This is a genomic window from Sporosarcina sp. Y1011 (assembly GCF_057669885.1).
This window is the reverse complement of sequence record NZ_JBYHFP010000007.1, coordinates 12802-29496: the sequence shown is the minus strand read 5'-3', so window position 1 is coordinate 29496 and position 16695 is coordinate 12802. Positions and strand designations below refer to the sequence as shown.

The 16695-nt window shown below is 39.5% G+C and carries 13 protein-coding genes and 1 riboswitch; of the genes, 9 read left to right on the top strand and 4 right to left on the bottom strand.

The window, feature by feature from the left end:
* Window positions 1-9 precede the first annotated feature (9 nt).
* The 3 genes from preA (at window position 10) to AC25Y5_RS10510 (ending at window position 3286) form a co-directional block, all read left to right on the top strand.
* The gene (gene preA, locus AC25Y5_RS10520; RefSeq protein WP_488140240.1) at window positions 10-1272 is read left to right on the top strand and encodes an NAD-dependent dihydropyrimidine dehydrogenase subunit PreA; all 1263 of its coding nucleotides are present in this window, start codon (window positions 10-12) and stop codon (window positions 1270-1272) included.
* Window positions 1273-1603: 331 nt separating this feature from the next.
* Complete coding sequence (locus tag AC25Y5_RS10515) at window positions 1604-3061, top strand: NCS1 family transporter (RefSeq protein WP_488140239.1); 1458 nt, start codon at window positions 1604-1606, stop codon at window positions 3059-3061.
* 18 nt (window positions 3062-3079) lie between these two features.
* The gene (locus AC25Y5_RS10510) at window positions 3080-3286 is read left to right on the top strand and encodes a hypothetical protein (RefSeq protein WP_488140238.1); all 207 of its coding nucleotides are present in this window, start codon (window positions 3080-3082) and stop codon (window positions 3284-3286) included.
* Between the two features lie 462 nt (window positions 3287-3748).
* On the opposite strand, the gene AC25Y5_RS10505 is transcribed toward AC25Y5_RS10510, so the two are convergent.
* Window positions 3749-4381 (bottom strand): hypothetical protein, encoded by a 633-nt coding sequence (locus tag AC25Y5_RS10505; protein ID WP_488140237.1) that lies wholly within the window; start codon window positions 4379-4381, stop codon window positions 3749-3751.
* 222 nt (window positions 4382-4603) lie between these two features.
* Between AC25Y5_RS10505 and AC25Y5_RS10500 the strand changes: the two genes are divergently transcribed.
* Window positions 4604-6034 (top strand): DEAD/DEAH box helicase, encoded by a 1431-nt coding sequence (locus AC25Y5_RS10500; RefSeq protein ID WP_488140236.1) that lies wholly within the window; start codon window positions 4604-4606, stop codon window positions 6032-6034.
* A 268-nt stretch (window positions 6035-6302) separates the two neighbouring features.
* Here AC25Y5_RS10500 and AC25Y5_RS10495 read toward each other — a convergent pair whose 3' ends face one another.
* The 3 genes from AC25Y5_RS10495 to phaQ all read right to left on the bottom strand — a co-directional run bounded on the left by AC25Y5_RS10495 (window position 6303) and on the right by phaQ (window position 7802).
* The gene (locus AC25Y5_RS10495; protein ID WP_488140235.1) at window positions 6303-6707 is read right to left on the bottom strand and encodes a MaoC family dehydratase; all 405 of its coding nucleotides are present in this window, start codon (window positions 6705-6707) and stop codon (window positions 6303-6305) included.
* A gap of 59 nt (window positions 6708-6766) precedes the next feature.
* Window positions 6767-7309 (bottom strand): hypothetical protein, encoded by a 543-nt coding sequence (locus AC25Y5_RS10490; protein ID WP_488140234.1) that lies wholly within the window; start codon window positions 7307-7309, stop codon window positions 6767-6769.
* 82 nt (window positions 7310-7391) lie between these two features.
* Complete coding sequence (gene phaQ / locus AC25Y5_RS10485) at window positions 7392-7802, bottom strand: poly-beta-hydroxybutyrate-responsive repressor (protein ID WP_488140233.1); 411 nt, start codon at window positions 7800-7802, stop codon at window positions 7392-7394.
* A gap of 748 nt (window positions 7803-8550) precedes the next feature.
* On the opposite strand from phaQ, the gene AC25Y5_RS10480 reads away from it, so the two are divergent.
* From AC25Y5_RS10480 to metH, 5 genes are all read left to right on the top strand, one after another.
* On the top strand, window positions 8551-8991 hold the full coding sequence (locus AC25Y5_RS10480; protein WP_482101971.1) for a polyhydroxyalkanoate biosynthesis repressor PhaR: 441 nt from the start codon (window positions 8551-8553) through the stop codon (window positions 8989-8991).
* Window positions 8992-9049: 58 nt separating this feature from the next.
* On the top strand, window positions 9050-9832 hold the full coding sequence (gene fabG, locus AC25Y5_RS10475; protein WP_488140232.1) for a 3-oxoacyl-[acyl-carrier-protein] reductase: 783 nt from the start codon (window positions 9050-9052) through the stop codon (window positions 9830-9832).
* Between the two features lie 82 nt (window positions 9833-9914).
* Complete coding sequence (gene phaC, locus AC25Y5_RS10470; protein ID WP_488140231.1) at window positions 9915-11003, top strand: class III poly(R)-hydroxyalkanoic acid synthase subunit PhaC; 1089 nt, start codon at window positions 9915-9917, stop codon at window positions 11001-11003.
* Between the two features lie 181 nt (window positions 11004-11184).
* Window positions 11185-11292: riboswitch (SAM riboswitch) on the top strand.
* Between the two features lie 72 nt (window positions 11293-11364).
* A complete protein-coding gene (locus tag AC25Y5_RS10465; RefSeq protein WP_488140230.1) occupies window positions 11365-13212 on the top strand; it encodes a bifunctional homocysteine S-methyltransferase/methylenetetrahydrofolate reductase in 1848 nt (615 codons plus the stop codon).
* Window positions 13205-16642 carry a methionine synthase gene (gene metH, locus AC25Y5_RS10460; RefSeq protein WP_488140229.1) on the top strand — a complete coding sequence of 1146 codons (3438 nt, stop codon included), beginning with the start codon at window positions 13205-13207 and terminating at the stop codon, window positions 16640-16642. Before AC25Y5_RS10465 ends, metH begins: the two co-directional genes overlap by 8 nt.
* Window positions 16643-16695 lie beyond the last annotated feature (53 nt).

The following is a 16695-nucleotide window of genomic DNA, read 5'->3' as shown; positions in this document are numbered from 1 at the left end:
GGATGTAGCATGGCAGACTTACGAATTGACTTAGCGGGGATTAAATCACCGAATCCATTTTGGTTAGCATCGGCACCACCAACTAATTCGGGCTATCAAGTGCAACGTGCATTTGAAGCGGGCTGGGGTGGCGCAGTTTGGAAAACATTGGGCGAACCCATATTGAATGTTTCATCGCGCTTTGCGGCTGTCAGTTTTAATGGACAGAGAGTAGCAGGTTTTAATAATATTGAGCTCATTACGGATCGTCCGTTAGAGGTTAATCTACAGGAAATTCTTGAAACGAAAAAGAGGTTTCCTAATCATGCCATTATTGCTTCATTAATGGTAGAACCACAGCAGGAAAAGTGGCATGAGATTGTCAAAAAAGTAGAAGCCGTGGGGGTTGATGGTCTTGAGCTTAATTTTGGTTGTCCACATGGGATGGCAGAACGAGGAATGGGGGCTGCCTCTGGTCAAGTCCCTGAATTGGTTGAAAAGCAAACGCACTGGGTGAAGGAAGTTGCACGTACACCTGTTATCGTCAAGCTAACACCAAACATTACGGATATTACGATGACGGCAGAAGCGGCAGTGCGTGGCGGTGCAGATGCCGTTAGTATGATAAATACGATTAACAGCTTAGCGGGTGTCGATTTAGATTCATGGAATACGGTGCCACATGTTGGTGGAAAGGGGTCACATGGCGGATATTGTGGGCCAGCTGTCAAGCCAATTGCACTAAATATGGTAGCGGAATGTGCGCGAAATTCTTTCGTCAATGTACCCATTTCAGGCATTGGTGGGATTTCAAATTGGCAGGATGCTGCGGAATTTATGCTGATGGGTGCAACAGGCGTACAAGTTTGTACAGCAGCAATGCACCACGGATTTAGCATTGTCGAAGATATGATTGATGGACTTAATAATTATCTGGATGACAAAGGAATTGCCTCGGTCATGGGTATAGTCGGTCAGTCGGTACAACGTTATTCTGACTGGGGTGACTTAGATTTAAACTACAAAGTTGTTGCAGAAATTAATAATGATGTTTGTATTAATTGCAATAAATGCCATATTGCATGTGAAGATACGTCACATCAATGTATTGACCTGTACACAGAGAGTGGTCGTCCGATGCTCAAGGTGCGTGAACAAGATTGTGTAGGCTGTAATTTATGCTCGATTGTCTGCCCAGTAGACGGTGCGATTTCGATGGTCGAAAGAAAGTCCACTATTCCGCCAATGACTTGGAACGACCGTCAATCACTAATCAGCAATTTTGCTAGATGAAAAAAGTAGGGTGGATTACCGAGGGTCTCATCTAGGATACTAATCCCAGGAGTATAAAAGAGGTCAATAGTTTGATTAAAGATAAGAAAGTATACATTTTTAGACTTGGAGCAGTGTCTAGACTCCAGGCGCCAGCCGCTCGGGTCATAAGCAATCTAGCTATGTGGCAAAGACCGCCACGTCATGCCTGTAAGGATGCAGGTATGCAGTCGTTGCGACACGATGTCGCGAACTTAGACTGTCTTCCCTTTGTACGACTTATGCCTGTCGCGTCTTAAACGGCGCCTACCGCTTTTGTTAACTGGAAATCTAATATAAGGGAGAGGCATGAATGGGGAATGGTGGGGGTTATTTAAAATCACCAGATTTACTTCCAGTGATACATCAAAAAAGAAATATCGGGACATTTGGTTTTGCAGTGATTTGGGTAGGAATGGCCATCGTTTTAGCCGCCTTTGCAATTGGCGGCTCGGCTATTATAAGTTTGCCGTTGCCGATGGTGATTTTAGCGACAATGATAGGTTCCGTTTTAATCGGCGTATTTATGACGTTAATCGGTGATATTGGTATTGAACATGGCTTGTCCTTCCCGGTTTACATGCGTGCGCCATTTGGTACAATTGGCACGCATTTACCATCGCTCGTTCGCGGGGTGACAGCTGCTTGTTGGTTCGGGATTAACACCTATTTTGGCGCTATGGCCATCAATGGGATTTTGAATTTATTATTCGGCTTTAATAATTGGTTTTTATGTTTCCTTGTTTTTGCAGCGCTACAGCTATTTAACACATCGCTCGGCATTAAATCCATTGAGCGCTTTGCTGATTTAGCGGCGCCAATTATTATATTAATATCATGCTGGATGTATATTACGCTTGCCGATAAAACAACGGCTCAAGGGAAAGATGTGTGGACTTGGGTGGAATCACCGACGACAGGGATGGCAGCTTTTACAGCATTCATGGTGGTAATTATGGCGAACATGGGATTCTGGGCAACGTTAGCAGCGGATATGCCATCACTATCACGTTTCTTTAAAGCACCAAAAAATGAACGCAATTGGTTTAAGCGCAATAAAACGCAGTTAGTTGGCTCTTTAATCGTGATGCCGGTTACCAATACATTTATCGTAGCCATTGGTGCAGTGTGTTATATGGCCGTGGCATCTGCGGATCCGGTAAATGCCTTGCAGCAAAGTGCAAGTGGATTTGTATTAGGGATTTTATTGCTGATGATTGTGTTAGCGCAATGGTCGACAAATACATCTGCGAACGTTATTCCTGCTGCTACGATTTTCTCGAACATTGGCGGACCAAAAGTGCCGTTCTGGGTTGGGGTTATTGTCACGGGGGTTATTGGGACTTTAGCACAGCCTTGGAGTCTATTTGACGTTTTAGTCAATGCCCTATTAATCATAGGCGGTATATTAACAGCAATTGTGGGGATATTATTCGCAGATTATTATTTAATTCGAAAACGTCGTGTGAACGTAAAGGATCTGTACGAGTTAGACGGCCAATATAAGTATATGAATGGCTTTAACTTAGCGGGGTTAATCGCTTGGGTAATTGGCGGTGTTTTAGCGAATATGTTCCCAACGTATTCATCATTGGTGGGCTTTTTTGTGGGGGCACTTGTGTACTATGTCTTGGCGAAATATTGGTGGTTCAAAAAGTACCCGCAAGCCGAACTAGACGATCCTAGTGACGCCAAGTATTTAGGCATTACAGTTGGGCACGATTGGGACGATATCGTCGTGCAAGAAATCGAAGAAAAAGGTGCTGAATAAGAAAAGCGAGGTGTATGTATGTCGGATCATTTACGAAGCATGGATGAAATGAAACAAGTAGATGACTATTTAGACAGGGGCTTTAAAGTCCATTATGTATATGAAAATTTAAGCGGGATGTTTGTCGAGTTTGAACTGCAGGAAGAAGAAGTCTGTTTGCAGATTCTTACCGCAGAAGCGCGTAAATATCTTGCGGCGAAGCTCCAAGAACAAACGCTGTTGTAAGAAGGTGTGTCAATTTAATATGATGTGGTGAAAACTCTATTCTATTACATACTAGAATAGAGTTTTAATGTTGTGCTTTTATCTTCAATAGCAATGGGTTGGCCTATTTAAAAGTATTGATTTTGCTAGAATGATTGGAAAATTTAAGTGTCGGATTTTGATTTGGTGAAGTTGATTAAGTATAATGAATGGTACTTGTGAAATCTTAAGAACAATTAATTTCTCCATATTAAGAACTGAAAAAATAAAAAAATAATGATATACTCTTTATATAACAGACTCTAATTTTAGTTTGGACAATTATACAGTAACCTAGATTAATCACATGTGATTGAAAAAACATGCTTTTAGCTGAATTTTTTGAGACGAATACAATCAAGAAATAGGAAGTTCACCAACCAGTTTTGGTTCACTTCCTCTTTTGCAAAACATTTCATAGACTTGATAAGATAGCAGTCGTATTCATTCATCCGATTCTTTTTTCTTTATGTCTTGGATTTCCTCTATATTACTTAGTTCAGCCTTTTTCTTCTTATCTTCTAATTCCTGTATTTCTTCCATTTCTTTCTGATATTGCTCTTCTACATCACTTGTCGCCGGAATAAAAGGCTCATTATTGTAGTCGGTACGTTTACCATGCCGTAGCATCTCATAAATAATCATCCCGTTGTTTGGCTTACCGTTAACGGTTATCATAGGAATAATGTCAAAAAGTAAATAATAGAAGGCATAGAAAACAAACCGATCCCAAAAAGTTTTGTATTCCAGAAGCATTCCGTTGGCTAGAAGGGCATTGATAGTGAGGGCAAGTACAAGGTTGACGAGAATCGGACCTGCGTATATACATATATATGCTAAGTTGCTTTTTCTTTTCAACGTGTCGTAGGAAAACCAACTGTACACATGATAATACTTTCGCACGTCGAAACTTCCTATTATGAAAAGCCGAGGGCCAGATCCAATCGTTAGTCTTGGATTTTTAACCCCAAAAATGACGCTGACGATAAAGTAACCGGTTTCCCTTACAAATATGACAACTGGCATGATGATAAATCCTGATATGACTAAGGACAGTAAATCTGCGAATCCAAACATATTTATATTTCCCTCCTGTCAAACAAACCCCACCTTTTAAAATACCCATTGAAGGGGAATTCGAATCCTTTATATAGAAAACTTAATTTTAGCTACATCATTTTGTGAACTGTTCAGAGGGAATCCGTCTTTTTCAAAATTGGGTTGAGGGCAATCATGCTTTACTAGTAGGACAAACTAAAGCTTAGGTAAAGTCAAATCATAAAAAAAGAGGTAAATAACATGAGTGAATTTAGTTTTGAAGATTATAACTTAAGTGATGAAATAAAAAGAGCACTGACTTTGTTGAAATATCAAACCCCGACAGAGGTTCAAAGCGAAGTGATACCAAAAGCATTGAAAAGTCAGGATCTCGTTGTGAAGTCTCAAACGGGTAGTGGCAAGACAGCTTCTTTTGGAATTCCACTTTGTGAAATGATTGAATGGGAAGGAGAAAACCCGCAGGCATTAGTTCTGACACCTACTCGCGAACTTGCTGTTCAAGTTCGCGAGGATTTAGCAGATATCGGACGATTTAAAAGAATTAAATCTTTGGCAGTTTACGGCAAAGAATCATTTACAATACAGGCTGAAGAGCTAGAACAAAAAACACATATCGTCGTCGGTACACCTGGGCGTGTGTTGGATCATATTAATAGAGAAACATTAATCTTAAATGATATAAACTATCTCATTATAGACGAAGCCGATGAGATGCTTTCCATGGGTTTTATCAAATTGGTAGAAACAATATTGAATAGGCTCCCTTCAAATAGAGTAACGATGGTGTTTTCCGCTACATTGCCTAAGGGTGTTGAAAATCTTTGCCATAAATATATGGAAAATCCTAAAACCATTCAAATTGCTTCTGCAGGAACTACAACTAGCACGATTGAACATCATGTTATAGAAGTGAAAGAAGCGGGGAAAATAACATTGCTAAAAAACGTTACACTTGTTGAAAATCCTGCTAGCTGTATAATCTTTTGCAAAACTAAAAAACATGTCGATGCGGTGTTTGCAGAACTAGAGAAATCCAACTATTCTTGTGAAAAAATACATGGTGGAGTCGTACAAGAAAATCGGTTTTCGGTGATGGAAGGCTTCAAAATGGGGAATTTCCGTTATCTTGTGGCGACCGACGTAGCTGCAAGGGGAATCGATGTAGATAATATAACACTTGTGATCAACTACGATGTCCCTTTGGAAAAAGAGAGCTATGTTCACCGAACAGGCAGAACCGGTCGTGCGGGTAAGAAAGGTAAAGCGATTACCTTTGCAACTCCTAATGAAGGTAAACTCCTAACAGTAATTGAACAATACATTGGCTTTGAGATACCACGAATGATAGTTCCGAAACAACGTGAAGTAGCACCAAGAAAAAATGCTTTATCGTCGAATCACGCAAATCAAAAAACGGTACCAAAAAACAAAAGCATCACGAAACTTCATTTTAGCGGTGGAAAAAAGAAGAAACTTCGAGCTGTGGATTTCGTAGGAACGATTGCGAAAATACCTGGAGTAACAGCGGATGATATTGGTATTATCAGCATTCAGGATAGTTTGACGTATGTCGATATTCATAATGGAAAAGGCTCAATTGTCTTGTTGGCAATGGAAGAGTTAACTATCAAAGGGAAGAAGCTTAAAGTGAGTAAGGCGAATAATACTTGAAGGTCATGGGGAAAAACCTGAAAACTTTCAGGGTAATCAAAATATAGTTAACTAGTGGACACTAAACAATCTTCCAAACACATGTAGCAAAACGCGCTTACCTAATAAAAATAGAACGTAAAACATACTTAGGCCAGTATGTTTTACGTTCTACTATCTCTTAGTATTGCTTCGAACCAATAGCTTCAAGTCGAAAAAGTGAGGGAGATTGAACTGCCAGGACGCCATGTTCCTTGAATGGCGTCCTTTTGTTCGACAAAATAATATATCACTTCATAACGATAGCTTCACCATCAATGACAATTTCATCATGTTGGTTTTTTACGAGTGTACGAAGTCTGATAATATTTTTTGCATCTCTCTTTTCTAACACTTCAACTTCCGCATTGACAGTATCACCAATTTTAACGAGAGCTTTGAATTGAAGATTTTGTGATAAGTAAATGGTGTCTGGACCCGGTAATTTCATCGCTAGCACAGATGAAATAAATCCAGCCGTTAAAATGCCGTGTGCGATGCGTTCTTTGAAGACTGTCTTTTTCGCATATTCATCGTCAATATGCAATGGATTGAAGTCTCCTGTAATTCCGGCAAATTGGTAAATATCAGATTCAGAAATGGTTTTGGAAAAGTTTGCCTTATCACCGATTTTTAATTCATCATAGGTTGGCATTACCTAACTCCTCCTAGTAAACCTGAATTTCAGTTGCAAGTAGTTCAATTGTTTGGATATTAAATTGATGGTAGAAGTCCTTTTTGCGATTCTTTTATTTGCTCAGTTAATTTCTCAACTGTTTTCAATGCTTCAGAACGCACTTGTTGTTGCTGCTTCAATGCTTCTTTCACATTAGATTCCAACTGGTCTTGAGATTTCGAAACAAACTCCAACATGATCTTGCTAGGGTTCCAAGAAAGAGCTTGAACCGAATTGTTCATCTCCTCAATTTGGTTTATCCAAGTGGAAACAGGTGACCCGACTTGATTTATCTCAATCGTTTTTAAAGTATTTTGCAAACTTTCTTTTACTTCTGCAGTTATTTTATTAGCCTCTTCTTCTAGCTTGCTCAGTGTTCCGCGTGTAGAATTTAACACTTCTTTTTGACTATCGATTGCCTGTAATGACTTTTCATCAATTTCAGTTTGGAATCCTTGAAGTGTTTTAAAACTATTCAACCAGCCATTCCAGATAGAATCGATAGCATTTGGTGATTGTACCTCGTTAAGTGAATCTACCGCAACAAGTGAATTTTGAGCTTCTGTTAATTTCTTCGTCATAAATAATTCCCCCTTTTTAGTATAAACGTGAAACATAGAACCCTATATGGTTGCATGCAACGAATGTGCATTGGACCCTCTTTTAATTCTCCTTATCTGTGTCTTTCGAAGGCGACATGAAAGGAGTGAAAAATGGATTGTATAAAGTGAAAAACTGATTTAGCATTTTTTGGTAATGCCCAAGCGAACCTGCCCAAACCTCTAAATATTGCTCACCGGCTGCTGTAATCGAATAAATACGTTTTGCTGGTCCACCGGATGTTGTATCCCAAACTGATGTGACCATTTCATCTTTTTCAAGTTGTCGTAGAATCCGATAAAGGTTCCCTTGATCAACTGAATCGAACCCGAATTGCGTAATCTTTTGCATCAATTCATAGCCATGAGAATTCCAATCACGTAGATGTAATAGCATGATTGGAATTAGGAAGTTTTTTGGAGTTCCTAAATTGGTAGTTTTGTCATTCTTGGATGTCCCCTGATTTGAATCCACCGTTTATCACCTCCAAACACAATAAATGTCTATAGATGTAATTTACACCTATATGTTTATTTTGTCAAACATGAATATTGAGAAAGTATAAAATAGAGTACGTAAAGAATGTTATTACGTAAGTTGAATTAACCATTTACTAATATAAAACGTTGGTGAGTAGGGATTGAAGAATGCAATTTCCACTGTACTATTTCCGGCCCGCTTTCGGCGAATTAATCACGACACTTTAACCGAGGGGTAAATCTGTTGTAATTAATCGTCTGTCGCATTCCTACAATATTCTAGTGAAAATATAGTTGCTCTGAAAGAAATAAATAGATTAGCTTCTATATAGAGCGGAAGTGCTCGAAAATGATTTAGAAGTCGTTAAATCCAAAGTGATCCAAAAAAGCCTATACACGTAGTGCCCAGTGTGTGATTAAGATATTCACTGGTTATTTCTGGTTTATTGTATAGAAGTAAAAAAACTCAACTAAATTATTGTCTTAAGCATATGTATGAACCAGCATTCATACATTGGTAAAGTCGTCAAGAAGTGAAACGACTCTTAACTAGCAATTTACAAAAACGTGAAAAAACCCCTACAGTATTGCGTTATATGTCGAATGGTGTTGAATAAACAAGTAGAAGTGAGAATAAATAGCCCTTTCTGATTATTCATTTAAAATTTATCTATCCGTATAATTATGTACAGGGGGTCAGTTGGTACTTGCTGAGCTTATTACTTAAAAGGAGATGAAGTTTATTGTCACAAACATTGCCACTAGATCCGTTTAAAATGTGGAAAAACATTTACGAACAAACCGAGGCGAACTGGAACGAAGCAATCCAAGAATCGTTGAAGAAGGAATCTTTCTCCGAAGGAATGGGAGAGACCCTAAACTACTACCTGCAATTTCAGGAGTATTCAAATGAGGCGACTGAGTCTTATTTGAAACAAATGAATATGCCTACGCGAGCAGAACTTGCGGATGTTGCATCTCTCGTCATTAATTTAGAAGGCAAAGTTGACAATCTTGAAGATAAATTCGAAGAAGAATTAGGTAAACTAGATGCGACAAAAGAAATTAGTCAGTTAAGAAGGTCTGTCCTAAACTTGGAGAGAAAACTGGATAAAGTTCTTGAGGTGCTTGAAGGTATAGAGAAAGAAAAAACGGTGGTCGCACCGAAAGAGTTGAAAAAGTAATAGTAGATTTGTTCAATTTAAGGGGTAAAAAATAGAGTGATGGGAAGTGTGTGGGGATATGACTATACAAATAAAAGAAGTAACTGAAAAAAGTACGATTGGCAAACCACTTGCGGGGAAAGTGGTAGTTGTAACTGGGGGTTCACGCGGAATTGGTGCTACAATCGCTAAAGTATTAGCTGAAAATGGCGCATCTGTTGCGATTAATTACCAATCTAGAATTGATAGTGCAGAAGCAGTTGTGAAGGAAATTGAAGAACAAGGTGGAATTTCTTGTGCAATTCAGTCTGACGTTTCTAAAGCGGACGATGTAAAGAATTTCATGGCTGAAGTTATCAATCGTTTTGGGAAGATTGATATTCTCGTGAATAATGCAGGTATTACAAGAGACCGTACATTCCGTAAGCTTTCTAATGAGGAATGGAATGAAGTAATCGATGTCAATCTAAACAGTGTTTTCTATACAACATCGGAAGTTATTAATCATATGCTGGAGCAAAAGTCTGGACGAATCATTAACATAAGCTCAATCATCGGACAGGCTGGCGGATTCGGTCAATCAAACTATGCGGCATCAAAAGCGGGATTGATTGGTTTAACGAAATCACTGGCATTGGAAACAGCTAGAAGTGGAATTACTGTCAATGCTGTTTGTCCTGGATTTATCGAAACGGAAATGGTTGGAGAAATGCCTGAAAATGTAAAAGAGGGTATTATTGCAAAAATTCCAATGCAACGTTTGGGCCAAACAGAAGAAATTGCAGAAGCTGTATTGTTCCTTACACAAGCTAAGTATATTACGGGGCAAACAATCAATGTGAATGGCGGATTATACATGTAATAACCTACCATTTTTTACTTATGGAAAGGGTCTTCTGCAAGGAAGCCCTTATAAATGATTGAATTTTGATAGGAGGAAAAAAATGGGTTATTCTAGTATGAAAGATGCTGACAAATGGATGGATACAATGCCTGATGATATGAAGGTAGGTTTTGAACGAATTCAACGGATGACGTCGGTACTGACAAATGAGCCGGAACCAAAAGTCGGTCAAACACCTAAAGAAGTTATCTGGACAAAGAATAAAGCGAAACTATATCGCTATCAATCAACAGTCAAGAAAACAAATAGCGTCCCTATTTTAATGGTTTATGCATTGATCAATAAACCTTATATATTGGATTTAACACCTGGCAATAGTCTAATCGAACATCTTACAAACAAAGGCCACGACGTTTATTTACTGGATTGGGGTACTGCGGGTTATGAAGATCGATATATGAAATTAGATGATTATATCTTAGATTATATTCCGCGCGCTGTTAAGAAAGTATTGAAAACGTCGGATGCCAAGGAAATCAGTTTGCTCGGTTATTGTATGGGTGGGACGATGACTTCTATTTTTACGGCACTCCATCCTACACTGCCAATTCGTAATTTAATCTTCATGACGAGCCCTTTTGATTTTTCGGATGCAGGTTTATATACGAGTTGGTTAGACAAACGTCATTTTAACTTGAATAAACTAGTTGACACACTTGGTTTGATTCCTCATGATATGATTGATTTTGGTAACAAGCTGTTAAATCCGATAGCCAATTTTTATGGTCCTTATATCAGTCTGGCGGATCGCGCGGATAATGAGGAATTCGTTAACAATTGGAAGTTGATGCAGAAATGGTTGAATGACGGAATTCCATTTCCAGGTGAAGCCTATAGGCAATGGATTGGTGAGTTTTATCAAGAGAATAAATTAATTAATGATGAACTCTATATTAGAGGACAGAAAGTGGAGTTAAGCAAGATTACGGCAAATGTATTAAATATTGCCGGAAAGCATGATGTCATCGCTTCTCCTAACCAAGTAGAACCACTAAACGCTAAAATCTCAAGTAGAGATAAGACTTTCCATCTGACCGATACAGGTCACGTTTCAGTTGTTGCTGGTCGAAGAGCCATTAACAATACATTTCCGTTGATTGAAGAATGGTTAACAAAACACTCTTCATAATAATATAATACGAGTGAAAGCTGCTAACATGATTATATTATTGTGTTAGCAGCTTTTATTTTTTTGAAGTCAGAAAAATAAAAATGATAAGGAAAAGAATATTCGCATTTTACGAAAAAGTCCTTGACTGATACGAGTTATAACGATAGGATAATCATAGTTAGTGAAACTGAATATTGAATTCTTATCGAGAGAAGTCGAGGGACTGGCCCAATGACGCTTCAGCAACCAGCCATAATATGGTCAGGTGCTAATTCCAGCAGGAGAGAAATGTCCTGAGAGATGAAGAAGAACGAATTTTAAATCGTTAAGTCTTCTTTTCATGGAAGGCTTTTTTTGTATTAAAGGGGGATTGGGTGGAATGGGCTTACTGGAAGAACTGCAGACAAAGATATTGATTGCGGATGGGGCTATGGGGACGCTGCTCTATTCATATGGGATTGAGTACTGTAACGAAGAGCTTAATCTACAGAAACCGGAGATTGTGGAGAAAATTCACTTAGATTATATTACGGCTGGGTCAGATATTATTCAGACCAACACATACGGAGCCAATCTGCTTAAGCTGGAGCGTTATGGTTTAGAAAATCAAGTAAAAGAAATTAATGAAGCAGCAATTCAAATTGCAAAAAGAGCTGCTGCACCAGGTGGACAGTTTGTACTTGGTACGATAGGCGGTATCCGTGGGATTCGTAAAAGTGATGCGACGGTTGAAGAAATAATAAAAATGATTGATCAGCAAGCCAATTACTTATTGGCAGGGGATCCGGACGGGTTACTCCTAGAAACCTATTATGATTTTGAAGAACTTGTTGCTACTGTAAAGCATTTACGCAAACTAACAAATACGCCAATTATTGCCCAAGTATCAATGCATGATCCAGGCATTTTGCAAAATGGAATGCTACTTAACGAAGCGTTTCATCAGCTTGAAGCACTGGGTGCGGACATAGTAGGAGTCAATTGCCGACTGGGACCACATCATACGATTCAAGCTTTCGAACAAGTAACACTTCCTGAAAAAGCATTTCTTTCCGCTTCTCCAAACGCTAGTTTAATGGATGTTGAGGATGGACGGATTGTCTACGAATCAGAAGCTGATTATTTTGGGAGAGCTGCATTGCGTCTCCGGGAAGAGGGCGTGCGCTTAATTGGTGGATGCTGTGGAACGACGACAAAGCACATTGAGGCTGCGAAAAAATACATTGGAAATCTAGCGCCAATCTCGGAAAAAATAGTGACTCCTAGAAAGCCGATTGTAATTCGAGAGGCAGAACCGCAAAAAACAAAGCCGCTTCATGTGAAAGTAAAGACAGAAAGAACAATAATTGTAGAGTTGGATACACCACGTCATTTAGACATTACTGGATTCATTGAAGGTGCTAAGGCGTTAAATGCAGCAGGCATAGACTCTCTCACAATGGCAGATAATTCATTAGCCTCCCCACGCATTAGCAATTTGGCGATGGGATCGATGTTGAAACTGGAGCACCAGATTAGCCCGCTTGTTCATATTACATGTCGGGACCGCAATCTAATCGGGCTCCAATCTCACTTAATGGGACTGGATGCACTTGGATTGCATGAAGTATTGGCGATAACCGGTGATCCTACGAAAATAGGCGATTTCCCAGGAGCTTCAAGTGTATATGATGTGTCTAGTATGGAATTCATTCAACTAATTAAACAGTTGAATGAGGGCATTTCATTCTCAGGTAAACCTCTCCGCAAGAAAGCGAATTTCTCTGTTGCTGCAGCGTTTAATCCGAATGTCCGTGTACTGGATCGTGCAGTAAAACGCTTAGAGAAGAAGATTGAATCAGGTGCAGATTATTTTATCTCACAACCTGTATTTACAAAAGAAAAAATCATAGAAATTCACGAGCAGACAAAGCATTTACCTACACCCATTTTCATCGGTATTATGCCACTCACAAGCATCAGAAGTTCGGAATTTCTGCATAACGAGGTACCTGGAATTAAGCTCTCAGAAGATGCACTTGAAAGAATGCGTGCGTGTGGAGATGACAAAAACAGAGCGACTGCAGAAGGTATTCAAATAGCGAAGGAACTCATAGCTACAGCGGCAGAATTATTTAATGGAATTTACATTATCACGCCTTTCCTCAGATATGATACGTCACTTGAATTGATTCATTATATTAAAGAAATAGATGCACAGAAAGAGAGAGATCACAGTTATGTCTAAGAGTTTACTTGAGAAAGAACTTCAAAAAAGGATATTAATTATTGATGGTGCAATGGGAACGATGATTCAAAATGCGGACCTTTCTCCGGAAGAATTCGGCGGAGAAGAATATGATGGATGTAATGAATATTTAAATATCGTAAACCCAGAAGTTATTGAAAACATACATCGTGGATATTTAGAGGCAGGTGCTGATATTATTTCTACGAATACGTTTGGTGGAACGCCAGTTGTATTGAATGATTATAATCTGGGAGACCAAGCGCATGAGATTAACTTTCGTGCAGCTCAATTTGCAAAAAAATGTACTGCTGAATTCTCGACAAGTGAATGGCCTCGATTTGTAGCAGGAGCAATTGGGCCGACGACAAAAACACTTTCTGTAACAGGTGGTATTACATTTGATGAGCTGAAACATGACTTTTTTGTCCAAGCGAAGGCATTGATTGACGGTGGAAGTGACTTAATACTATTAGAAACAAGTCAAGATATGCTGAATGTAAAGGCTGCTACACTTGGTATTAAAGATGCATTTGAAGTAACTGGAAAAGAACTTCCCATAATGATTTCAGGAACAATTGAACCAATGGGTACGACGCTAGCTGGACAAAGTATAGAGGCTTTCTATATTTCCATTGAGCATGTGAAACCACTTTCTGTAGGTTTAAACTGTGCAACGGGTCCTGAATTCATGCGAGATCATATCCGTTCACTATCAGAAATATCTGACGGCTATGTCAGTTGTTATCCCAATGCAGGATTACCCGATGAAGAAGGACATTACCATGAGTCACCAGAATCACTTTCTCAAAAGCTAAGAGGCTTTGCAGAAAAAGGTTGGTTAAACTTGGTAGGCGGATGTTGTGGAACGACTCCTGCTCATATTAAAGCTTTGCGAGAAGCGGTAAAAGATTTGGCTCCACGTAAACCGGCGGATGAAAGTCATGGTCATGTTATATCTGGAATTGAGCCGCTACAATATGATGAATCGATGCGTCCTTTATTAATCGGAGAACGTACAAATGTCATTGGTTCCCGGAAATTTAAACGACTTATTATAGAAGGAAAGTTTGAAGAAGCATCTGAAATTGCACGCGCTCAAGTAAAAAGTGGGGCACATGTCATTGACATTTGTCTTGCGAACCCGGATCGCGATGAGTTGGAGGACATGGCACAATTCATGAAGGAAGTTGTGAAAAAAGTGAAGGTCCCTCTCGTTATTGACTCAACTGACGAAAAGGTTATTGAAGAAGCGTTAAAGTATTCACAAGGTAAAACAATTATTAATTCCATCAACCTAGAAGACGGAGAAGAACGATTTGATGCCGTGATGCCTCTTGTGAAAAAGTATGGTGCAGCTGTAGTAGTAGGGACGATCGATGAAATTGGAATGGGCGTTACACGCGAACGAAAGCTTGCAATCGCAGAGCGTTCATATGATTTACTTGTGAATAAGTGGGGGTTAGCGCCGGAAGATATTATTTTCGATCCGCTCGTATTCCCAGTAGGAACAGGGGATCAACAATATATTGGTGCTGCAGTAGAGTCAATAGAAGGTATTCGTTTGATAAAAGAAAAAATGCCCAGATGTTTAACGACACTAGGTGTAAGTAATGTATCGTTTGGACTTCCGCCGGTTGGACGTGAAGTATTGAATGCCGTTTATTTATACCACTGTACACAAGCAGGTCTTGATTATGCGATTGTGAATACTGAGAAACTAGAACGATTTGCTTCTATTCCTGATCAGGAAATTGCTATGGCGAACGAGCTTTTATTCACAACAACGGATCAAACACTCGCTGATTTCACAGATTTTTACCGTGGTAAGAAAAAAGAAAAAACAGAAGATGATATTCCTAAAACGGTTCCTGATCGTCTGGCTTATTATATTATTGAAGGAACAAAAGAAGGGCTTATCCCTGACTTGGAAGCAGCCCTTCAAATGTATGATACCCCGCTTGATATTATCAACGGACCACTGATGAAAGGGATGGCCGAGGTAGGTCGGTTGTTCAATGAAAATAAGCTCATTGTTGCTGAAGTACTTCAAAGTGCAGGCGTTATGAAAGCTTCAGTAGGCTACTTAGAAGGTTTCATGGAGAAAAAAGAAGATGATTCTGGTAAGGGGAAAATCGTACTTGCCACTGTCAAAGGCGACGTTCATGATATTGGGAAAAACTTGGTTGAGATCATACTGAGTAACAACGGCTACAAAGTGATCGATGTCGGTATTAAGGTGACACCCGCTACACTGATTGATGTCATTCGTAAAGAAAAGCCAGATATGATAGGTTTGTCTGGCTTACTCGTTAAATCCGCACATCAAATGGTTATTACAGCGCAAGATTTCAAAGAAGCGGGTATCGATGTACCGATACTAGTAGGTGGAGCAGCGCTGTCTCGTCGTTTCACGGAAACGAAGATTTCAGCTGAATATGATGGGCCCGTGTTATATGCAAAAGATGCGATGCAAGGACTTGACCTAGCGAATCGATTACAAAATGAGGAAGATAAAGAGCTTTTGTTAGAGGAACTTGTTATTTCAGCAGAGAAGCGTATTATATCCGAGGCAACTCGTGCATCTAAACAGGCGGTTGCTGTTTTGGAGAGGCCTGTGAAAACGGTTCGAGAAGATGTACAAGTTTACATACCGAAAGATCTTCGTCGTCATGTGATGAAAGATTATTCAGTTGCTCACCTTCATCCTTATGTAAATATGCGCACATTGATTGGCCATCATTTGGGTCTAAAAGGATATAATGATAAATTAATCGAACGAGGAGATGAGCGTGCAAGTGGGCTCCATGAACTAGTAACTGGCTACTTACGATCGGATCTATTAAAACCTCGGGGCATGTATCAATTTTTCCCTGCGCAATCAGATGGAGATGATGTAATTATTTATGATCCTGCAGACGCTAAAACAGAGATCGAACGCTTCACATTCCCACGCCAATCTGCAGAACCTTTCCTATGTCTAGCAGATTACTTAAGAACAGTGGATAGTGGGGAGATGGACTATGTTGCGTTCATGCAAGTTACGGCAGGTCATGGCGTGCGTGCGGAAGCGACTAGACTAAAAGAACAAGGAAAGTTCTTAGAAAGCCATGCATTCCAGGCGACTGCCCTTGAACTAGCAGAAGGGTATGCTGAACGGATTCACCAAGAAATTCGAGATCAGTGGGGTTTTTCAGATGCAACGGACTTTACAATGCGAGATCGTTTCGCTGCCAAATACCAAGGGCAACGTTTCTCCTTCGGTTATCCGGCTTGTCCAAATCTAGATGATCAAGCTAAGCTATTTGGTTTGATAAAACCCGAGGATATTGGCGTAGAACTAACAGAAGAATTCATGATGGAACCGGAAGCTTCGGTTTCAGCAATGGTATTCGCTCATCCAGATGCTAGATATTTTGTAGTTAATTAATCAGAAATAAAAATACACCACTTTCAGATCTCCATTCTGAAAGTGGTGTATTT